Origin of the sequence: Rhodococcus sp. MS13, assembly GCF_013277835.1 — a bacterium.
Lineage (GTDB): Bacteria > Actinomycetota > Actinomycetes > Mycobacteriales > Mycobacteriaceae > Rhodococcus_F > Rhodococcus_F erythropolis.
On record NZ_VBTL01000006.1, the window covers coordinates 1 to 18,755 of the forward strand.

Annotated in this window: 17 protein-coding genes; 12 read left to right on the forward strand and 5 right to left on the reverse strand. The window is 62.5% G+C overall.

Features of this window, described 5'->3' with window-relative positions:
* The 9 genes from FEZ59_RS13700 to FEZ59_RS13740 all read left to right on the forward strand — a co-directional run.
* Nucleotides 1-368: aminotransferase class III-fold pyridoxal phosphate-dependent enzyme (locus FEZ59_RS13700; protein ID WP_172932783.1), on the forward strand; the 368-nt coding region annotated here is incomplete at its 5' end.
* A gap of 292 nt (nt 369-660) precedes the next feature.
* Nucleotides 661-2,100, forward strand: coding sequence for a solute carrier family 23 protein (locus FEZ59_RS13705; RefSeq protein WP_020909747.1), 1,440 nt, complete (start codon nt 661-663; stop codon nt 2,098-2,100).
* A gap of 89 nt (nt 2,101-2,189) precedes the next feature.
* The gene (locus FEZ59_RS13710) at nt 2,190-3,092 is read left to right on the forward strand and encodes an FAD binding domain-containing protein (RefSeq protein WP_019746091.1); all 903 of its coding nucleotides are present in this window, start codon (nt 2,190-2,192) and stop codon (nt 3,090-3,092) included.
* A 2-nt stretch (nt 3,093-3,094) separates the two neighbouring features.
* Nucleotides 3,095-3,739 carry a (2Fe-2S)-binding protein gene (locus FEZ59_RS13715; RefSeq protein ID WP_029256750.1) on the forward strand — a complete coding sequence of 215 codons (645 nt, stop codon included), beginning with the start codon at nt 3,095-3,097 and terminating at the stop codon, nt 3,737-3,739.
* A complete protein-coding gene (cutA, locus tag FEZ59_RS13720) occupies nt 3,736-6,258 on the forward strand; it encodes an aerobic carbon-monoxide dehydrogenase large subunit (RefSeq protein ID WP_172932784.1) in 2,523 nt (840 codons plus the stop codon). The genes FEZ59_RS13715 and cutA overlap by 4 nt, the downstream gene beginning before the upstream one ends.
* On the forward strand, nt 6,255-6,926 hold the full coding sequence (locus FEZ59_RS13725) for a carbon monoxide dehydrogenase subunit G (protein ID WP_020971403.1): 672 nt from the start codon (nt 6,255-6,257) through the stop codon (nt 6,924-6,926). The genes cutA and FEZ59_RS13725 overlap by 4 nt, the downstream gene beginning before the upstream one ends.
* Before the next feature lie 281 nt (nt 6,927-7,207).
* A complete protein-coding gene (locus FEZ59_RS13730; RefSeq protein ID WP_019746087.1) occupies nt 7,208-9,307 on the forward strand; it encodes a hydantoinase/oxoprolinase family protein in 2,100 nt (699 codons plus the stop codon).
* Nucleotides 9,307-11,247: a hydantoinase B/oxoprolinase family protein gene (locus FEZ59_RS13735; RefSeq protein ID WP_003946069.1), complete on the forward strand. Its 1,941-nt coding sequence runs from the start codon at nt 9,307-9,309 to the stop codon at nt 11,245-11,247. The genes FEZ59_RS13730 and FEZ59_RS13735 overlap by 1 nt, the downstream gene beginning before the upstream one ends.
* Nucleotides 11,248-11,261: 14 nt before the next feature.
* On the forward strand, nt 11,262-12,095 hold the full coding sequence (locus tag FEZ59_RS13740) for an NmrA family NAD(P)-binding protein (RefSeq protein WP_020971400.1): 834 nt from the start codon (nt 11,262-11,264) through the stop codon (nt 12,093-12,095).
* 6 nt (nt 12,096-12,101) lie between these two features.
* Here FEZ59_RS13740 and FEZ59_RS13745 read toward each other — a convergent pair whose 3' ends face one another.
* Genes FEZ59_RS13745 through FEZ59_RS13765 form a run of 5 tightly spaced genes read right to left on the reverse strand, consistent with a single transcriptional unit; the run spans nt 12,102 to nt 16,526 of the window.
* Complete coding sequence (locus FEZ59_RS13745) at nt 12,102-13,112, reverse strand: YdcF family protein (RefSeq protein ID WP_019746084.1); 1,011 nt, start codon at nt 13,110-13,112, stop codon at nt 12,102-12,104.
* A 25-nt stretch (nt 13,113-13,137) separates the two neighbouring features.
* Nucleotides 13,138-13,944, reverse strand: a complete 807-nt coding sequence (locus FEZ59_RS13750; protein ID WP_069145278.1) for an ABC transporter ATP-binding protein — start codon at nt 13,942-13,944, stop codon at nt 13,138-13,140.
* Nucleotides 13,944-14,726, reverse strand: coding sequence for an ABC transporter permease (locus FEZ59_RS13755; protein WP_202022878.1), 783 nt, complete (start codon nt 14,724-14,726; stop codon nt 13,944-13,946). The genes FEZ59_RS13750 and FEZ59_RS13755 overlap by 1 nt, the downstream gene beginning before the upstream one ends.
* Before the next feature lie 2 nt (nt 14,727-14,728).
* Nucleotides 14,729-15,511: an ABC transporter permease gene (locus FEZ59_RS13760; protein ID WP_170320388.1), complete on the reverse strand. Its 783-nt coding sequence runs from the start codon at nt 15,509-15,511 to the stop codon at nt 14,729-14,731.
* Nucleotides 15,512-15,521: 10 nt separating this feature from the next.
* Nucleotides 15,522-16,526, reverse strand: a complete 1,005-nt coding sequence (locus FEZ59_RS13765; protein ID WP_029256745.1) for an ABC transporter substrate-binding protein — start codon at nt 16,524-16,526, stop codon at nt 15,522-15,524.
* Nucleotides 16,527-16,721: 195 nt separating this feature from the next.
* Between FEZ59_RS13765 and FEZ59_RS13770 the strand changes: the two genes are divergently transcribed.
* From FEZ59_RS13770 to FEZ59_RS13780, 3 genes are read left to right on the forward strand one after another with little or no spacing between them, the layout of a single operon-like run.
* Nucleotides 16,722-17,504, forward strand: a complete 783-nt coding sequence (locus FEZ59_RS13770) for a helix-turn-helix domain-containing protein (protein ID WP_019746079.1) — start codon at nt 16,722-16,724, stop codon at nt 17,502-17,504.
* On the forward strand, nt 17,501-18,313 hold the full coding sequence (locus FEZ59_RS13775) for an alpha/beta hydrolase (RefSeq protein ID WP_020909738.1): 813 nt from the start codon (nt 17,501-17,503) through the stop codon (nt 18,311-18,313). The genes FEZ59_RS13770 and FEZ59_RS13775 overlap by 4 nt, the downstream gene beginning before the upstream one ends.
* A 42-nt stretch (nt 18,314-18,355) precedes the next feature.
* Nucleotides 18,356-18,742 (forward strand): RidA family protein, encoded by a 387-nt coding sequence (locus FEZ59_RS13780; RefSeq protein WP_003946047.1) that lies wholly within the window; start codon nt 18,356-18,358, stop codon nt 18,740-18,742.
* The last annotated feature ends 13 nt before the right edge of the window (nt 18,743-18,755 follow it).

The following is an 18,755-nucleotide window of genomic DNA, read 5'->3' on the forward strand; positions in this document are numbered from 1 at the left end:
GGTGGCGTCATGGTTACACGTATGGCGGGCATGCCGGTGCTGCTGCGGCGGCGATGGCGAACCTCGACATTCTCGAGCGTGAGAATTTGCTTGGGGAGTCCAAGCGTCTGGAGGCGTCGTTGCATACGCATCTGCAGCCGTTGGCCGAGCATCCGCGGGTGGCGGAGGTTCGTAGTGGGCTCGGTGCGGTCGCTGCGGTGCAGTTGGCTGATCCGGCGGAGGCGTTGCTGTTCGTGAAGACGTTGCGTGAGCACGGTATTTCGGGTCGCGCGGCGGGTCAGGGTGCGATGCAGATTTCGCCGACGTTCGTGATGACCGATGATCAGGTCGCGGAGATGGCAGCAGGGATCCTCGCAGCCCTCGGCTAGGTACCTCGTTTTCCGTTGACAGACATCGTGTTACGGAATCATTAAGCCGAAGAAAATGTTTGGACCCTTCGCGGCGCGGTCCTCATTTCGGTCGAAACTGTCTCCAGCACTGACGATGACCCCTGCCCGCGTCATCTGCCACCATTGTTGCCAATCTCGGCGAGTGGGTTCTGGCAGATTGTCATCACGTCCAAATCTGATTGCTGCATTAGCGTTTCACTCCAGACACGGTGTTTGTGAGCTGGGGCACAAAGCATTTCGAACACCTTCCTCCTTCGCGAAAGGTCTCGTCATGCCGATCTGGACGTTGCACGGAGACGGAAAGAACATCGGACCCGGTGAAGTGGTCGCTCCCGGCGAGCGACTCAGTTGGGGAAGAACCATCGGGTTGGGTGGCCAGCATGTCGTGTCGATGTTCGGCGCGACGTTCGTCTTCCCGATCATCATGGGGCTCAATCCTCAACTTGCCGTGATGATGTCGGGCTTTTGTACGCTCTTTTTCCTCCTGGTGGTCAAAGGACGCGTCCCCAGTTACCTCGGTACGTCGGCGGCCTTCGTCGGCGGCGTTGCCGCTATTCGTGCTCAGGGTGGAACGACGGCGGAAGTGACCGGTGCGATTCTGGTGTCGGGGTTGGTTCTGGGATTCGTCGGCATCGCCATTCACTTTCTCGGCGGTGGCGTCATCAGTAAAGCGCTACCGCCGGTGGTCACCGGCGCTGTGGTGATGCTGATCGGTTTCAACCTGGCGCCCGTTGTCGCGGGGTTGTACTGGCCGCAGGACCAATGGGTGGCACTGATCGTGATGGTTGCCCTGATCGTGATGAGCGTTGCGCTACGCGGCTTCCTGGGACGTATCGCCATTCTCGTCGCGCTGGTTTTCGGCTACATCTTCTCGTGGGTCCTCGACCGGGTCTCCGGTCCGATCACGTCCGCCGGCGGTAGTGGAGCACCCACCGAGCACTTTCGTGTCAACTGGGATTCGGTGCACTCGGCGTCATGGTTCGGGTTGCCGCCGTTCTCGGACGAAGCCAACGGAATCGTCGGTATCCACGCTCCCTCGTTCAGCCTCACGTTCATCGTTCTGGTCCTTCCCGGTGTCATCGCACTGGTCGCGGAAAACGCCGGTCACGTCAAGGCCGTCGCCGAGATCACGGGCGACGATCTCGACCCGTACATCGGACGCGCAATTGCCGGTGACGGTTTTGCCACCGCCATCGCCAGCGCAGTAGGCGGCTCTCCCACGACGACACACGCCGAGAACATCGGTGTCATGGCGGCCACTCGGGTGTACTCGACCGCCGCGTACGTGATCGCGGGTGTCATCGCGATCCTGCTCGGCTTCTCCCCCAAGTTCGGGGCGGTCATGGCGGCGACTCCCGGCGGCGTTCTCGGCGGAATTCTTGTGGTTCTGTTCGGCATGATCGGTCTGCTCGGCGCCAAGATCTGGAAAGAGAACGGTGTCGACTTCGGGAATCCGCTGAATCTGATGCCGATCGCCGCCGGTCTGATCATCGGTATCGGCGACACGGCTCTGAAGTTCAGTGACACGTTCTCACTCGGAGGCATCGCGCTCGGCACCATCGTCTTGATCGTGATGTACCACTTCTGCCAGTTCGTCGGGTCCAGGAACCCCGAACTGAACAGGCCGGAGCCCGGCAGGCGACCGGGCTCCACGACGGGTCCGGATACGTCAGATGACGAACGGGAAGAGCCCGTGGCGCAGCTCACGTGATGCCAAGTTGAATGTATGCCAGGTATGACCCGTGACCGTTGTCACATCTGCACAAAACGTGAAGTGACTCATAGAGGCAGGATTGAGTAATGAAACCGTCGCCGCTGACTTATCACCGACCGTCCTCGGTCGAGGACGCGTGCCGAATCCTCTCCGAGGTCTCTCACGAGGGGAAGGTGCTCGCCGGTGGGCAATCGCTTGTGCCGCTGCTGTCCATGCGCCTCGCCGCGCCCGCCCACATCGTCGACATCGGATCGATCCCGAACCTCGCTTCGGTGACCTCGTCCGAAGACGAAGGAGTGCGGTTCCAGGCCCTGGCCACGCACTCGGTGCTGGCGGCCGACGAAGGTGCTCGTCGAGTTCAGCCTCTACTGAACCGTGCTCTGCAGTTGGTAGCGCACCCCACGATCCGTAACCGCGGGACGAGCGTCGGTTCCATCGTCCATGCCGACCCGTCGGCGGAGATGCCGGCAGTCCTGACACTGCTCGGCGGCAGCGTGACCGTCCAGTCGGTGCGTGGCACCCGCGAGATCGCGTCGACGGATCTCTTTGCCGGTCCTCTCGAGTCGAGCCTGGAATCGGACGAGATCGCGGTGTCGGTGTCGGTGCCCGGCGCCGAACCCGGAGTGGGGACCGCCATCGACGAGATCGCGCGTCGTCACGGTGACTATGCACTGGTCGGCGTCGTCGCCCGGATTCGCGTGGTCGACGGTCTGGTGGCCGAAGCGCACATGACGTACGTGTCCGCCGGAGAGCTGGGGCAGGTCGTGGACTACACGGACGTGCTGGCGGGGGCGTCCGCGACGGATCAGCGAGACCCGCGATGGCGCACTCTCGGAGAATGCGCCCGCGCGCAGATAGATACCGAGGCAGACATTCACGGGACGGCGGCGTACCGCTCGCAGTTGGTGTCCGCGCTCACGGCGCGGGTCGGCTTCGCGGCGGCAACGGATGCTCTCAGTGAGAACGCAGTACTGGCAGGAAAGTGGTGACAATGTCCAAAAACGATCGCTCCATCGATGATCAACTTGCCGAGTTGGCAGCAGACACCGGTGAGCACCATGTGGCCGTGACGTTCACGCTCAACGAGGTGACGAGCACCGTCGTTCTTCCCTCCCGCACCTTGGCTTCGGATGCCATTCGTCACCACCTCCGTAAGACGGGCACGCACGTCGGTTGTGAACACGGCGTGTGTGGTGCGTGCACCGTGCTGCTCGACGGAAAGCCGGTTCGGTCCTGCCTCGTCCTCGCTGCCAGCCTCGAAGGTCGATCGATCACGACCGTCGAAGGCCTCGTCGAGCCGGACGGTACTTTGCATCCGGTTCAGCAGGCGTTCAAGGATTGTCACGGTCTGCAGTGCGGATTCTGCACACCGGGATTCGTGACGACCATCGCGGCGTTTCTCGAGGAGAACCCCAATCCCACACGTGAGGAAGCAACCGACGCGATCGCGGGAAACCTCTGCCGTTGTACGGGATACCAGAACATCAGGGCGTCGGTTCTGCGCGCAGCCGAGATCAAGCGTGAACGGGCCGGGCAGTTCCCGCTCGGAATCGACGACGCGTCCACTCGGGAGGCGTTGGATCGCAAGGTGCGGGGAACGACGAATCCCGTCGGAGGACGGGCGGGTAAGGCATGAGTACTCCGGTCAAACCAGCAAAGCGCAACGGGGCGAAGCACCCGGCTTCCGATCATTCGACGGCCGATCATTCGGTTGCCGACGACGGCAAGTTCTTCGGTAAACCGATTCCGCGCGAGGAAGATACGCGTCTGCTCAGCGGTCAGGGGCGATACCTCGACGATCTGGGCCACAACGCGCTGATCGCGGCATTCGTCAGGTCGCCGCACGCTCATGCGCGAATCATCGACATCGACATCGACCAGGCGCTGGAAGTGCCTGGTGTGCATGCCATCTACACCTACGAAGATCTCCTGGCCGACACGCCGGAAATGGCGGAGAACCTGCCACTGCTCATTCCGCATCCGGGAATCATCGCTCCGCGCAACGGGTATCCCCTCGCGAAGGACGAGGTGAAGCATGTCGGCGAAGCCATCGCCATGGTGGTCGCCGACAACCGGTACATCGCCGAGGACGCTTGCGCGAAGATCGACGTCACCTACGAGGCGCTGAAGCCTGTAGTGGGGATCGACGTCGCTCGCACCGCCGCCAACGCCGTCCACGCCGACGTTCCGGACAACGTCGCCGCTCACCTGCAGCACGGGTTCGGAGATCTGGATGCCGAACTGGCCGCCGCGCCGCACCGACTGACGCTGGATCTCGAAATCGAGCGTTCGGCTTCCATGCCGATGGAGGGCAAGGGTGTCTACGCGCGCTGGGACGGCGACGAGAACACCCTCACGTTCTGGACCTCCACCCAGACCTCCACGTCCGCCCGCGCCGCAATCGCCGCGCGATTGGGGATGGCGCTGAACAAGGTTCACTGCATCGCTCCTGACGTCGGCGGTGGATTCGGCGTCAAGATCGTTCACCCGTGGCCCGAAGAAGTGATGATCACGTGGGCCGCTCGACGCCTCGGCCAGGCCGGCATCTCCTGTGAGGTGAAGTGGGTCGAGGATCGCCGTGAGCACTTCATCTCGAGCGCGCACGAGCGTGGGCAGATCCAGAAGGTCGACATCGGATTCGACGACGAGGGTCGCCTGTTGGCGTTCGACTTCACGTTCTGGCACGACAACGGTGCCTACCTGCCGTACGGGATCATCGTCATGATCAACACCGCGACGCAGGTTCTCGGGCCGTACAAGCCGAAGTCGTTCCGGGTCAACGCCTATTCGCTGTACACCAACACGGTCATAGTGACCCCGTACCGAGGTGCCGGACGTCCGCAGGCCGTGTTCGCTATGGAGCGATCCATGGACGCCATCGCCAAGTACCTGAACAAGGACAAGATCGCGGTGCGGGAGGCGAACTTCATTCGCCCCGAGGACATGCCGTACGACTTCGGCCTGATGTTCCAGGACGGACGCCCGTTGATCTACGACACGGGCGACTACCAGGCAGGCATCGACAAGCTCAAGAAGCTCATCGACTGGGACGGATTTCCCGAGTACCAGAGGAAGGCTCGCGCCGAAGGGCGGTCGGTCGGAATCGGTATCGGTGCGTACGTCGAGGGAACCGGCCCGGGACCTTACGAGGGTGCCCACGTCGTGGTCGAGACGTCCGGAAAGGTCAAGGCGGCAACAGGCTTGACGACGCAAGGCCAAGGCCATCAGACCGCGTTCGCCCAGATCGTTGCGGACGATCTCGGAGTCAATGTCTCCGACGTCGAGATCGTCACGGGTGATACCCGCCGGTTCGGTTATGCCGTAGGCACTTTCGCCTCGCGTGGGGCGGTCATGTCGGGTTCGGCCTTCCATGTCGCGGCGCAGATGGTCGCGGAGAAGGCGAAGAAGATCGCCTCCGGAATCTTGGATCTGCCGGAAACTGAACTGGAACTCCGGGAAGGCCACGTGTGCAAGATCGGCACCGAAGCCGGTGTGGAAGGTACGTCCGTACCGCTGAGTGTTGTTGCCGTGCTGTCGAACCCGCTACGATATGCGTTCGACCGTGAGTCGAAGCTGGCCACCGGTTTCGCCAAGACCGACACGGACATGTCGAAGCCGCCGATTCCCGAGGGTGAGCAGCCCGGTCTGGAAGCAACAGGCTACTACTCGCCGCCCAGTTCCACCTTCGCTTCGGGAGTGCACGCGGCGATCGTCGAAACTGATCCCGTGACAGCCGAGATCACGGTCCGTCGTTACGTTGTCATCCACGACTGCGGGAACGTGATCAACCCCCGCATCGTAGAAGGCCAGGTCATGGGCGCAGTTGCGCAAGGTATCGGCGGCGCACTCTACGAGCGGATCGTCTACGACGAGCACGGGCAGATGCTCAACGCGTCGTACATGGACTTCTTGATGCCGTTCGTCACCGAGATGCCGGATTCGCTCGAGATGGATCACACCGTCACGCCGTCAGGGCTCAACCCACTCGGAATGAAGGGTGCCGGTGAGGCCGGTGTGATCCCCACCAGTGCCGTCATCGCGGCCGCCATCGAGGACGCCGAAGGAATCTCGATCACGTCCATGCCCATTTCACCGTCCGAACTGTTCGAACTTCGACTCGCACATGCGGGTTCGTCATCAGAGGAGAATTCATGAGAATCGCCGGCACCGCGCAGTTGACGGCACCTCGCGAAGAGGTCTACGACAAGCTCCAGGACGGTCGTGTACTGGCCGCGACCATTCCCGGTGTGCAGTCGCTCGAGCAGCTCACGGACAATCACTACAAGCTCTCCATCATGGCCGGAGTTGCGTCGATCAAGGGCGTCTACGACGGCGAGGTTGTTCTGTCGCAACAGAATCGGCCCAATTCGTTTGTCATGACGGCTTCGGGGGCTGGTGCTCCCGGCACGGTGAAGGCGGACGTCACGGTCACCTTGACGGAGAACGAGGGTGGCACGCTGCTTTCGTATGACGCCGATGCCGTGGTCGGCGGGATGGTCGGCGGCGTCGGGCAGCGCATGATCACCGGTGTAGCCAAAAAGATGGCCGGGGTGTTCTTCAAGAGCATCGACGGCGTCATTGCCAACGGCATCCCCGAGAAGGTCACTGCCGCCGTGGCGGCGGCAATACCGGCAGTGGCGGTCGAAGGCGCGCCGGTGATTTCCGGAGCTGTTGCGGCACCGGCGGTTCTTCCGGTCGCTGCACCGACAGCGGGTGGCACAGATGCTCGCACGGTGATGGTCAGCGCCGTCGTCGGCGCAGCCATTGCTTTGTCAGGTGTTGCTATAGGCGGATTCCTGGCGCGTTCTGGTTGTCGCGAGTAGTTCACTCAGGTGTCAACAGCTGATTCACGATGAGGGAAACGCCCCGAACCGACCAGGTTCGGGGCGTTTTTCACGTCCGCGTAACCCATGGGGGCGCCGGCGAAGATCCGCTCGTGATCGTGCGCCGAACCTTGGTCCCCCGATTCGGCGAATTGTGACAAAGAATCCGCCCTTCTGAACCTGTGGAATAGCACTACACGTCAGGTACGAGCCACTCACCGGCTAGGCCGCAACCGTCGATCGGTACCAGACGAGACGAGCCAAAGATCTCAGGAGGAAGCGTGGAACCCAGGAAGATTCGGGTCGGTATCGATACCGGCGGAACGTTCACCGACATCGTGGCAGTGGACGACGAAACCGGCGCCATCGTCACCACCAAGACCCCGTCCACCCCGGCGGATCCCGCCGAGGGCTTTCTCGCCGGTATCGAGAAAGTGCTCGCCAAGCTCGGCGAGAGCGGCGACTCGATCGGTGCGGTCAGCCACGGCACGACCGTTGCGACCAACAAGCTGCTCGAAGGCAAGGTCGAGAACCTCGGCTTCATCACCACCGAAGGCTACGAGCACGTTCTCGAAATCGCTCGTCAGTCGGTGCCGGACGGCTACGGCAACTCGTACTTCTGGGTCAAGCCCGAACGCATCGTTCCCGCCGATCGTGTACGCACCGTCGGTGGACGGCTTTCCTTCGACGGCAGCGAGATTCGTCCGCTCGACGAAGAGAGCGTTCGCAGCGCAGCGCAGTTCTTCAAGGACCGCGGCATCCGGACCATCGGCGTCTGCCTCATGCACTCGTACGCCGATCCGACGCACGAGGAGCGCGTTCGCGACATCCTCTTCGAGGTCTTCCCCGATGCGACGGTGAGCATCTCGAGCCAGGTGCTTCGTGAGTACCGCGAATACGAGCGGTCCATCACCACTCTCGTCGACGCCGCGGTCAAGCCGAACATCCGAAACTACGTGAACAACATCGCGAATCGTCTGCGTGAGTTCTCGACCACCGACGGCGAACCCCGCGACATACCGTTCTACGTCATGAAGTCCAACGGCGGTGTCCTGTCAGCCAAAGAGGTTGTTCACCAGCCTATTACGACAGTCCTGTCGGGACCGGCTGCCGGAGCTCTCGGTGCTGCGCTGATCGCCGATGCGGCCGGCGTCGAGCAGGTGTTGACCTGTGACGGCGGCGGAACATCGACGGACGTCACCGTCGTGGTTCGCGGCGAGCCCGCGCTGACCACCGAAGGGCGAGTAGGCAACTACCCCTCGAAGATCCCGATGATCGACGTCGTGACCGTCGGCGCCGGCGGTGGCTCGATCGCGTGGATGACGCCGGAACGCACCCTCCGAGTCGGCCCTCAGTCGGCGGGCGCCGATCCCGGACCGTTGTGCTACGGCAAGGGCGGCAGCGAACCGACCATCACCGACGCGCACGTCCTGCTTGGCCGCATCCCACCCCATCTGCTCGGCGGCGAAATTCCCCTCGACACAGAACTGGCACGCAAGGGCCTCGAAGAGCTTGCAACACAGCTCAGTCTGGGCTTCGAGGAGTGTGCGGTCGGTGTCCTCGAGGTTTCGGCGTGGAACCAGGCCAACGCCCTGCGTCAGATCACGGTCAAGCGTGGCCTCGACGTTCGCGACTTCACCCTCGTGACGTTCGGCGGCTCCGGCTCCCTGCTCGCCTGCCGTCTCGTCGACATCCTGGGTCTGAAAGACGTTCTTGTCCCGCTCAATCCGGGTAACGTCTCCGCGTTCGGTCTGCTGACGGTCGATGTCCGCAACGACTACGTCCAGACGCATGTCAGTCGTCACGACCGGTTGAAGGCTGAAGACCTGCAGAGCCAGTTCGACGCGTTGGCCGGCGAAGCCGAGATCGCGCTCGCCGAAGAGGGTTTCGACGAGACGCAGCGCAAGTACTCCCGTACTGCGGATCTGCGTTACCTCGGTCAGGCCTTCGAGGTACGCGTCCCGGTGGCGGAAGGTACCGTCACGGCGCAGATCATGGACGACGCGGCCGAGGCGTTCCATCAGGCGCACCGCGAACTGTACGGCTACGACTTCCGGGGAGACCCGTCACAGCACGTGGAATGGGTCAACCTGCGCGTGAGCGGCATCGGCCCGATCAAGCGTCCGACGCTCAAGGAGATCCCCGCCGGCACTGGCGCCGACACCGCCCGAACCGGTTCGCGGCAATCGTATTTCGACAGCTGGGTCGAAACTGCTACCTACGACCGCACGCTGCTCGGTGCGGGTGACGTCATCGAAGGACCGGCCGTGATCGAGGAGTTCAGCTCGACTGTCCCGATCCACCCCGGATTCTCGGCACGTATCGACACCTTCGGGAACATTCGTATCTCGAAGTCTTCCGACTCGAACGGAGTGAAGTGATGACCGCCATTCTCGATGCTGCTGCTGCCACCGCGGCCAAGCCGTACCGACTCACCGCTACCGACGGCGCGTCACCTGATCCGATTCTGGTCGAGATCGTCGCCGGTTACCTCGCCAGCGTGGAAATGGAAGTCGAGACCTCCATTTCGCGCACCTCGCGTTCGCCGATGATCCGTGACGCTCACGATTTCCGCGCCGGTATTCACGACCGGAACCTCCGCAAGCTCACGGGCCGTTCGTATTCCGCCCTGGTTCATCCGATCGCCCGGGACTTCCCACTCGAGACGATGAAGCCGGGAGACGTGTATTTCCACAACGACGTCTACCTGTCCGAAGGTGGCATCGGCCATCTCCCCGACCTCTGCGTCACGGTGCCTGTCTTCGCCCGCGTCACTCCCGATGCCGAGCCGAAGGTTGTTGCGTTCGTTCAGGCATTCGGTCACCACGACGACATCGGCGGTTGCTGCCCCGGCTCCATGCCGTCCGGCGCCACCACGGTGTACGAAGAGGGTTTGATGGTTCCGCCGATCAAACTGTGGGACCAGGGAGTTCCCAACGAGGCGGCGCTGCGCATCATGACGCGTAACTCCCGCATGCCGGACGCTCTCGCAGCTGACCTCGACGCCGAGTGCTCGGCGTGCCTGATGGGTGCGCGTCGACTCACCGAATTGTTCGAGCGCTACGGCGTCGACACCGTCGAGTCGTGCTTCGACGCGATGATGGACGCGACCACCGAGACGTACCGCCGCGAGATCCTCAGCAAGATCCCGGTCGGTGAGTACACGTGGGAGGACTACGCCGAGCACGACGGCGTCGACGAGCCGATGCTCCACATCCAGCGCATCACGCTCACGAAGACGCGGCCGGAGGACGAGGGCGGCGAGCGACTCATCCTGGACTTCAACGGAACCGGACCGCAGGCAAAGGGCCCGATCAACCACTGCGGTGACTACGCGGACGGAAACTTCCTCATCAAGTGGTTGGCCCCGATTCTGCGTAACCTCGCGGACACCCCCGAGCGCATGGCCGAACTGGATGTCAACGAGGGCGTCGTACCGCTGATCGAGATGAAGTTCCCCGAAAAGGGAACATTGATCACCCCGATCTTCCCTGCCCCCACCAACGCTCGCACCTTTGTCATCCTCCGTCTGCTCGGAGTGCTGGCCGGCGTCGTCGCCAAGGCTGTGGACGGCAACATGCCCGCCGACCAGGAGACCATCAGGTACACCGGTGTTTACGGTGAAGACTTCGAGGGTCACTCGTACCTCATGCGTGAGGTGCTCGGCGGCGGTTCGGGCGGACGCTACTACGCCGACGGTGAGGACACGATTCACGTCGTTCCCGATTCACGGAACCTGCCGACCGAATTCACCGAGAGCCGTTTCCCCTTCATCGTCGAGAAGCTCGGTCTGGCCATGGATTCCGGCGGAGCCGGACGCTACCGCGGCGGCCTGGGATACGAGAAGCACATCCGGATGCTCAAGGATGCGCACTTCATGTCCATTGCGGATCGTTCGATCCTCGCCTGCTGGGGAGTCAAGGGCGGCAAGGCCGGTCGGCCGTTCTCCGTGGTCCTGGATCCGGGTGGACCGAACGAGCGTGAGTTCGACGCTCTGACCGATGCCGAGCCGATCAAGGCCGGCGAGGTCGTACGGATTCGCACCACCGGTGGTGGCGGTTGGGGAGATCCACTGGAGCGCCCGATCGAAGAGGTCTTGCGAGACATTCAGTGGCGCAAGGTTTCCGTGGAGGGTGCACGCGACGACTACGGTGTTGTCGTGATCGAGGGTGACGAGCCGTCGGTGGACGAGGCTGCTACCACGGAGCTACGGGATCAGTTGCGCTCGGAGCGCGGTGAGAACGAACCCTTCTTCGATCGGGGTCCGGGCTACGCGCAGCTTTCCGGTGGCGCCACCTCAGCGGTCTACGACTACGTCTAGGACGGAAAACTCTCATGGAGAACGGAATTGCTCGCGGCGCCGACATCGCGGTGATCGGTGCCGCGGGTAAGACCGGTGAGGCAGTCGTCGCTGCACTGCCGCCGAGCGTGACAGCTCGGCGACTGGTGCGAAAGGCGCGTGTCGACGGGGACTTCGAGGTAGAACTCGAAACGGGAAGAGGGCTGCGCAAGGCCCTCGCCGGGTGCCGAGGGGTGTACTTCATTGCTCCGAACGTCCATCCCGACGAGCCGGCACTGCTTCGCAATGCGCTGACGGCAGCGGCTTCGGCGGGGGTGGAGCACTTTGTCTATCACTCCGTTGCGTGGCCGTTCAGCCCGTCAATGCCGCATCACCTGGACAAAGCCAGGTGTGAGGACGAACTGCATCGTTCTCCCTTGAAATGGACTGTGCTGCAACCATGTGCGTACGCGCAGAATTTCGAAGCGGTACTCACGGGTCGGTCAGAGACCATCGTCGTGCCGTACAGCGCGGACACGAGGTTTTCGTTCGTGAGTCTGGCGGACGTGGCAGCTGTTGCCGCGGTCGTCCTGAGCGAGGGCCCGGGCGAGCATCACGGAGCGACGTACGAGGTGGGGGGCCCGCAAGCTCTGAGCGTCATGGAGGTGGCACAGATGGTGGAGAAGCAGACGTCACGTACCGTCGCGATAGAACAGATCAGCGTGGATCAATGGCGTGAACAGATCGGCAGCGGCCTGGATGTCAACGCCAGCTCACGACTGGCGGCGATGTTCGAGTTCTACAACCACCACGACTTCCTTGCGGGCAGTGCTGCCGTGGAACTGCTTCTGGGTCGCCGACCGATGGGCGTCGAGAGCCTGATTCGGTGATGCTTGCTACGCAATGCCTCCTGCCGCCCAGACAACCAGTGGGGGCAGGGCGGCGAGGATCAGGCAGACCGTTCCGTTGAGCCACTTGTGTTCCACCGTGACGGCGGCGAACTCGCGCAGAATAGCGCTCGGCAGGTAGTACCGGGCGGTGTGGGAACCGATGACTTCTGCGTCCAGATCGAGGCTTCGGGCAAACGTTGCGGTTCGGAGTATGTGGAAGTTGCTGGTGACCAGAACCATTCGAGGCTTCGTGGTGTCGGCGCGGAGAAGGTCCCTGGTGTACTCGAGGTTCTCGAGCGTGGTGGTCGAACGGTCCTCTAGCATCACGTTCTCGCGCGGGATCCCGTGATCGACGAGGTAGACGCACATTGCCTCAGCCTCGCTGACCACCTCGTCCGAACCCTTCCCGCCGCTGACGACCAACAGCGGTGAACGTCCTTCGCGGACCTCGGCGCGGAAGACGTCCGCGGCCTTGTCCAGACGGCTGGCCAGCAGGGGCGTCACGTCGGCACCCGAAAGCCCGGCGCCGTGCACCACTATCGCGTCCATCCCGGGCTGGTACTTCTGGCGTCCGTACACGTAGGAGTAGAGCAGAAAGCTCGTGAACAGAAACCCCAGGTACGACGCGACCAGGCTGAACGATCCGAGAACGACTGCGAGCCAATATCTCTGCGTCAGCAACGCTGATGCGAGCAGTACGTAGGGAACGAGCAGTCCGAGTCCGGCGACGAGGGAGAGCAGGTTCGCCACGCTGAATCCCTCGCGCCGCAGCATCGTGACCCCGTTGACGATCAGGAATCCTGCAAGCAGGAGCACCAGCAACGGCGAGAGCAGAGCGATCGTCGCGATGACGAACGACGGGATCTCCGTCCCCGGTGCACCCGACTGCAGCATCCACAGACCGGTGAAGATCACTCCGAGAAGTAGATAGACGCCGTTGCTCAGCCTCCGCCGATCCTGCCTGAACCGGTAGCCGCAGAATCCGAGCAGGGCGAGGCCGATGAGGAGAAGGATCACGGAGCCAGACTAGGCGAGGTGCCCACTACACGGGCGCCACCGTTTTGGACTGCTGGATCGCGGACAGCACCCTGGTACGGCACTCGATGAACAGTGGGTCCGCCTTGGTGGTCAGTTGATCTCGAGCTCCGGTCAACGGGACGTCGACGATGTCCTGCATCAATGCCGGCGTTCCGCCGAGTACGACCACTCGATCGGACAGGTACACCGATTCGTCGACGTCGTGGGTGACCAGGAGGACGGTGATACCAAGATCACGTTGAAGCGTCAGCAGCAGGTCTTCGAGTTCCGCGCGGGTCTGCGCATCGACCGACGCGAAGGGTTCGTCCATGAGGAGTACCTGCGGCCGATAGGCGAGAGCGCGAGCTATCGCTACTCTCTGCTGCATTCCGCCGGACAACTGCCAGGGGTAGGAACGCGCAGCGCCGCCTAGACCGACAACGGCGAGTGCATCGGTAACCCTCTCGTTCTGAACCTTCCGCGCCAGACTGTTGCCCCGCAGCGGCAGGCGAACATTCTCGCCCACTCGAAGCCACGGCATCAGTGTGCGTCCGTAGTCCTGTGACACGAGAGCCAGAGTGGCCGGCGGTGCATCGATCGCGATCCCGGCGATGCGGACCTCACCGGTGGTCGGCTTCTGCAGACCGGCGATGCAACGAATCAGCGTGCTTTTGCCGATGCCGGAATGGCCGACGATGCAGACGATTTCTCCCGGTGCGACCGTAAGGTCGATCCCGCGGAGCACTTCGCGGCCGGTGGGGCCGCCGTAGGTCACCCCGAGGCCGCTCAGTTCGACTGCGGGTATCGATGCCGCAGATTCTGTGGATGACATCAGTTTCCTTTCACTGCGAGAGCGTCGTGGGTCCGCGGCTGCCATCTGAGCAACCATCGTTCGATCACGCCGTATCCGAGGTTGAGCACGTATCCGATGATTCCCAGCAGGAGAATTCCGGACCACATGTCCGCGATGGCGAATGTCTGTTGCGCGACGATCACGAAGTGACCGATTCCTGCAGTGGAGACATACATTTCGCTGCCGACCATGATGACGACACCGATCGCGAGACTGGTACGGATACCGACTGTTATCTGCGGCATCGCTCCGGGGAGGAGTACCTGCGTCACCAGGAGGGGTGTACGGATCCGGTAGCTGCGCGCCACCAATCGGATACTCGGGTCGATGGAGCGAATGCCGTCGAGGGTGTTGAGGAGTATCGGCCAGACCGCGCCGAAGGCGATGGCGGCAACGTTACCCGTCGAACCGGTTCCGAAAACGATGAAGAGGGCGGGCAATACGGCCAGCGCCGGAATGGCGCGGAAGAACTGGAGAAACGGATCGGCAATATCGGCAGCCAGCGGGAACAGGGCCAGCAGGAGACCGGCGCCGATGCCGACCACCAGTGCCACGGCGAGACCGAAGGCAAGGTTGGTCAAGCTCGGTACGACGTCGTGGGCGAATCCCGGACCGAACCAGTTGTCCACAAACGCTTTCCAGATACGCGACAGTGGCGGGAAGTAGGGTGACTTGCTCGACTCCGAACCGAAGTACCATACGACGACGATCAAGATCGGCAGCCACAACTCCCACGCGAGGAGTCGAAGTCCTGACATCATCTTCACGTCGTCATCCTCCTCGGGATGTAATGCCAAGCAAGTAAACGATTCTCGATCGCCATCACGGCGAAGGCGAGCAGCATTCCGAGTAGTCCGGCGACGATGATCAGTGCGAACATTCGATCGGGGACGGATTGGCTCAGCAGGATCTCCTTACCGAGTCCCGGCACGCCGGCGATCAATTCTGCACCGATGGTCAGCAGCAAGCTCAGTGTTGCCGAGATGCGAATCCCGGTGAAGATGTAGGGCATCGACGCCGGTGCGACGACGAGAGCGAGTCTGCGCCACAGCGGAAGTCGGAAGGATCGTGCGGTCGCCAGCAGTTCCGGGTCGACGTTGCGCACACCGTGAATCGTCTGGAGCAGAATCGGCCACACACTTACTGCCACGATCAGCGCCACCGCCATCCGTTGCGTCGGGCCCATGATCAGCAGAAAGAGCGGAATGATTGCGAGCGGCGGAACGGTTCGGCAGAAGTCGATGACGAAACGGGAGGAGACCGTCAGGAACGGGTGCGCGGCGAGCAGCAGTCCTGCCGGGATCCCGACGACCAGGCACAGCGCCAAACCGATCGCTGTGGTGGTCACCGTTTGTCCCAGTGATGTCCACAACGAGGATGTGCCGAGTTCGTTCACAAGGGCCACTGCCACGTCGCTGAACTTCGGAATACCTTTGACGTCCTCGTCGCCGAGCATTCCGAAGATCTGCCAGGCGGCTGCCAACGCGAAGAGCGTCAGCAGCCGACCGAGCAGAACCTGCCTGCGGCGAGTCTGCAGGGTTGTCAAGGCGGACAACTCAGTTGGCCGGGGTCAGCAAGGAATCGGCCTCGACCGAATCCGTCAGTACCCCGTACTTGACCAGCAGTTCGATCTCCGTGCCGAGAGCACCCGGTTCCACTACTGCGACGAACTGAGGATTCTTGCTGTTGGCCAGCATTTCGAGCGGAATCTTGGCTTGTGTCGAGAGTGCAGCCTTGACGGCGCCCGGATTCTGATTGGCGTAGTCGACGGATTTGGCAAGCGCCGTGCGGAATTTGGCGAGTGAGTCCGGGTTCGCGTCGACAAACGATTCCGAAGCGACCAGCGAGGTCCCTGGCACACCGGGCGCGGCCAAGGGGAAGGGGTGGCCGAGGATCTTCAGCCCCGAGTCGGTTGCTTTGCTCAGGAACGGATCGATGAGGAATGCCGCATCGGCTCCGCCAGTGGAAACAAGGTCGCCGAGGTTGGGCATGGGCGCCTGAATGAACGAGATCTTGTCCGCTGCTCCACCGGACTTCTCCACCGCAGCAGAGATGACTGCCTCGCTGACGGACTTCAATCCGCTGATCGCAACGGTTTTGCCTTCGAGGTCACGGAAGCCGCTGATGGAACTGTCTTTGGCGACGACGAGGCCGGACTGGTCGACGCCGTCACTCGCGGCAAAATTCGTGAGTCCTCCGACGATGGTGACGGGCATGTTCTGGCTGCGTGCCTGAATTGCGGCGGCGGCGGTCGTGGCCGCCATATCTGCATTTCCGCTGAGCAGCAACGGAATTTGAGCCGAGGAACTAGCACCGCCCTCGACGAGTTGGATGTCGAGTCCTTCGTCGGTGAAGTATCCCTGCTCCATTCCGAGCCAGATCGGTGCGAAGTCTGCGATCGGCTGAGGTGCGATTCGAATCGTGGTGGTCTGGGTGCCCCCGTCGTCGGAGGCCGTGGCGTCGCTCGAGCAGCCGGTCAGTGCCAATGCTGCGGTCGCGACCGCAGCTAGGGCAACAACTCTGAACCGTGGTGTCGACCGAAGGGTATGTCCAACCGTCATGTCCGAAAGCCTCTCGCTGGGAAAGATATGACTTCCTTGCCGGTAATCCGGTGGGAAGGTGAAGACGCTCAAAGAATTCCGTACGCCGGAACGATTGTTGTGACTATAGTAATTTCCAAGACGAATGCCAAGGGTTTTCCAAGAACACGAGATTTCGGATCGCCGGGTACATCCACGGCACCGGGAGGGGATCGGATGACGAAGGGTTCTGCGTCCGCCGTCGACAAAGCGCTGGATCTACTCGAGGCCATCGCGCGCTCGACCACGCCGATGAAGCTCAGCGAACTGGCAGAAGAAGTCGGGATGCTCCGCCCGACTGCGCACCGAGTGCTCGGAGAACTCGCGAACCGTGGTTGGGTCTTCCGCTACGACGGTCGCTATCTCCCCGGACCGGCTGCACTGCAGGTTTCCCACGAAGCGGCAGCGCACTCGTTGGCGGCCTTGTGCGATCCGACCATGCGGGTGCTGTCCGAGAGCACCGACATGATGGTGAATCTGCAGGTTCTCGAGAGCGGCGGAACGCGGATCATCGCGGCGCTGCGTCCCGAGAGACTCAAGATGATCACTCGGATGCTCGGGGATCTGCTTCCGCCGCACCGGTTCGCGGGTCCGCTCGCGTTGGTCGCGGCACTCGAGGACAACACCCGGGCGCCCTACCTGGCGATGGTGGAGAAGAGCGGCTATCCACTGGAAGGCCCCACCGGCTTTCTCGCCGACATAGCCGAGACGCAGAAAACCGGATTCGCCGTTGTACACAAACGATCTCAGGACATCATCGGTTCGGTCTCGCGTGCAGTGTCTTCCCGCAAGGGATCTCCGCTCTGCGCGTTGACGGTGATCGGGTTCGATACCGACTTCGATGCGAAAACGACGCGAATGGTCGAAGAACACCTGCTGCGGGCCACCGATGAAGTGCAGCAACTCCTCACTGACCACACTTCGGGCAAGCGCCCGTCCGACACAGGAGAAGAAGGATGATTTCACGGACCGAGGGCTTCATCACCGTCGCAGACGGCGAACGGGTCTGGTACGAGACTGCCGGCGAAGGCCCGGATCTGATTCTCACGCACGGTCTCGGCGGCAACGCCGCGGTCTGGTACCAACAGGTACCGTACTTCGCTCAGCATTATCGGGTAATCAGCTGGGATCAGCGAGGATTCGGCCGGTCCACCAACGAAAAGGGCAACCACGGCCCGGTAGCGGCAGTCTCGGATCTGATCGAAATCATGAACCTGTTGGAGGTCGATCGAGCGCACGTGGTCGGCCAGTCGATGGGCGGTTGGGCCGCATTGGGGACCGCGATCGCTGTTCCGGAGCGGGTGGAGTCGGTAGTCCTGGCCTGCACGACCGGCGGCATTCCCGTCGGATTCGGTCCGGACGGCGCACCTCCCCTCACCGCGGCGCCCGTCACGGCGCGGCCACTGGGGGAACACCCCGCTGTGGGCGGACGGTTGCCGAGCTTGGACATGGCGAGGGCATACCTGTACCAAGCTCTCGGCACCTTCGGTCATCGCCCACCTGACACCGAGTTCTTCCGAATTCTCAAGGCCCACAACTACTCGCCGAGCGATCTTGCCGCGGTGACGGCGCCGGTTCTGCTGATCGCGGGTGAGCTGGACGATTTGATGACACCCGAGCGGATTCGCAGCGCCGCCGAGTTCCTGCCCCACGCCGAAGTGGTCGAACTTGCCGACCGCGGCCACTCCCCCTACTTCGAGGACCCACACGCGTGGAACGAGTTGGTGGCGCACTTCCTGGCCGATGTTCGTGCCCGCCCAGTGCGCTGAAACACCAACTCGTCACGCATATTCCAACTCCGAGGAGATCTAATGGATTCATCTCAGACCGTCGAGTTCATCCCACCCGCTTTCGATACGCCGTTCTCTACCGGAGTGCGCGTCGGAGACGTTCTGTATCTGTCGGGTCAGATCGGCATGCTCCCGGACGGGACTTTGGCCGACGGCTTCGAAGCGCAGGCTCGACAGACCATGGAGAACATCGTGGCTTCGCTGATCGCTTACGGTTCCGGCGTCGAAGCAATCTTCAAATGCACTGTCATGCTTGACGACATGTCTCGTTGGCAGGAGTTCAACAAGGTCTACCTCGAGTACTTCCCGGCGTCGAGACTGCCGGCCCGCAGTGCGTTCGGAACAGACGGACTGGCGCTGGGTGCGCACATGGAGGTCGAATGCATGGCGTACACACCGCGGGTCTGACTGCTCGCGGGCA

Coding starts and splice junctions, on each gene's coding strand:
- FEZ59_RS13765 (WP_029256745.1), bottom strand. CDS start 16,526: ATGACGGTTGGACATACCCTTCGGTCGACACCACGGTTCAGAGTTGTT.
- FEZ59_RS13735 (WP_003946069.1), top strand. CDS start 9,307: ATGACCGCCATTCTCGATGCTGCTGCTGCCACCGCGGCCAAGCCGTAC.
- FEZ59_RS13715 (WP_029256750.1), top strand. CDS start 3,095: ATGTCCAAAAACGATCGCTCCATCGATGATCAACTTGCCGAGTTGGCA.
- FEZ59_RS13725 (WP_020971403.1), top strand. CDS start 6,255: ATGAGAATCGCCGGCACCGCGCAGTTGACGGCACCTCGCGAAGAGGTC.
- FEZ59_RS13750 (WP_069145278.1), bottom strand. CDS start 13,944: ATGTCATCCACAGAATCTGCGGCATCGATACCCGCAGTCGAACTGAGC.
- FEZ59_RS13755 (WP_202022878.1), bottom strand. CDS start 14,726: ATGATGTCAGGACTTCGACTCCTCGCGTGGGAGTTGTGGCTGCCGATC.
- FEZ59_RS13780 (WP_003946047.1), top strand. CDS start 18,356: ATGGATTCATCTCAGACCGTCGAGTTCATCCCACCCGCTTTCGATACG.
- FEZ59_RS13775 (WP_020909738.1), top strand. CDS start 17,501: ATGATTTCACGGACCGAGGGCTTCATCACCGTCGCAGACGGCGAACGG.
- FEZ59_RS13770 (WP_019746079.1), top strand. CDS start 16,722: ATGACGAAGGGTTCTGCGTCCGCCGTCGACAAAGCGCTGGATCTACTC.
- FEZ59_RS13740 (WP_020971400.1), top strand. CDS start 11,262: ATGGAGAACGGAATTGCTCGCGGCGCCGACATCGCGGTGATCGGTGCC.
- FEZ59_RS13705 (WP_020909747.1), top strand. CDS start 661: ATGCCGATCTGGACGTTGCACGGAGACGGAAAGAACATCGGACCCGGT.
- FEZ59_RS13710 (WP_019746091.1), top strand. CDS start 2,190: ATGAAACCGTCGCCGCTGACTTATCACCGACCGTCCTCGGTCGAGGAC.
- cutA (WP_172932784.1), top strand. CDS start 3,736: ATGAGTACTCCGGTCAAACCAGCAAAGCGCAACGGGGCGAAGCACCCG.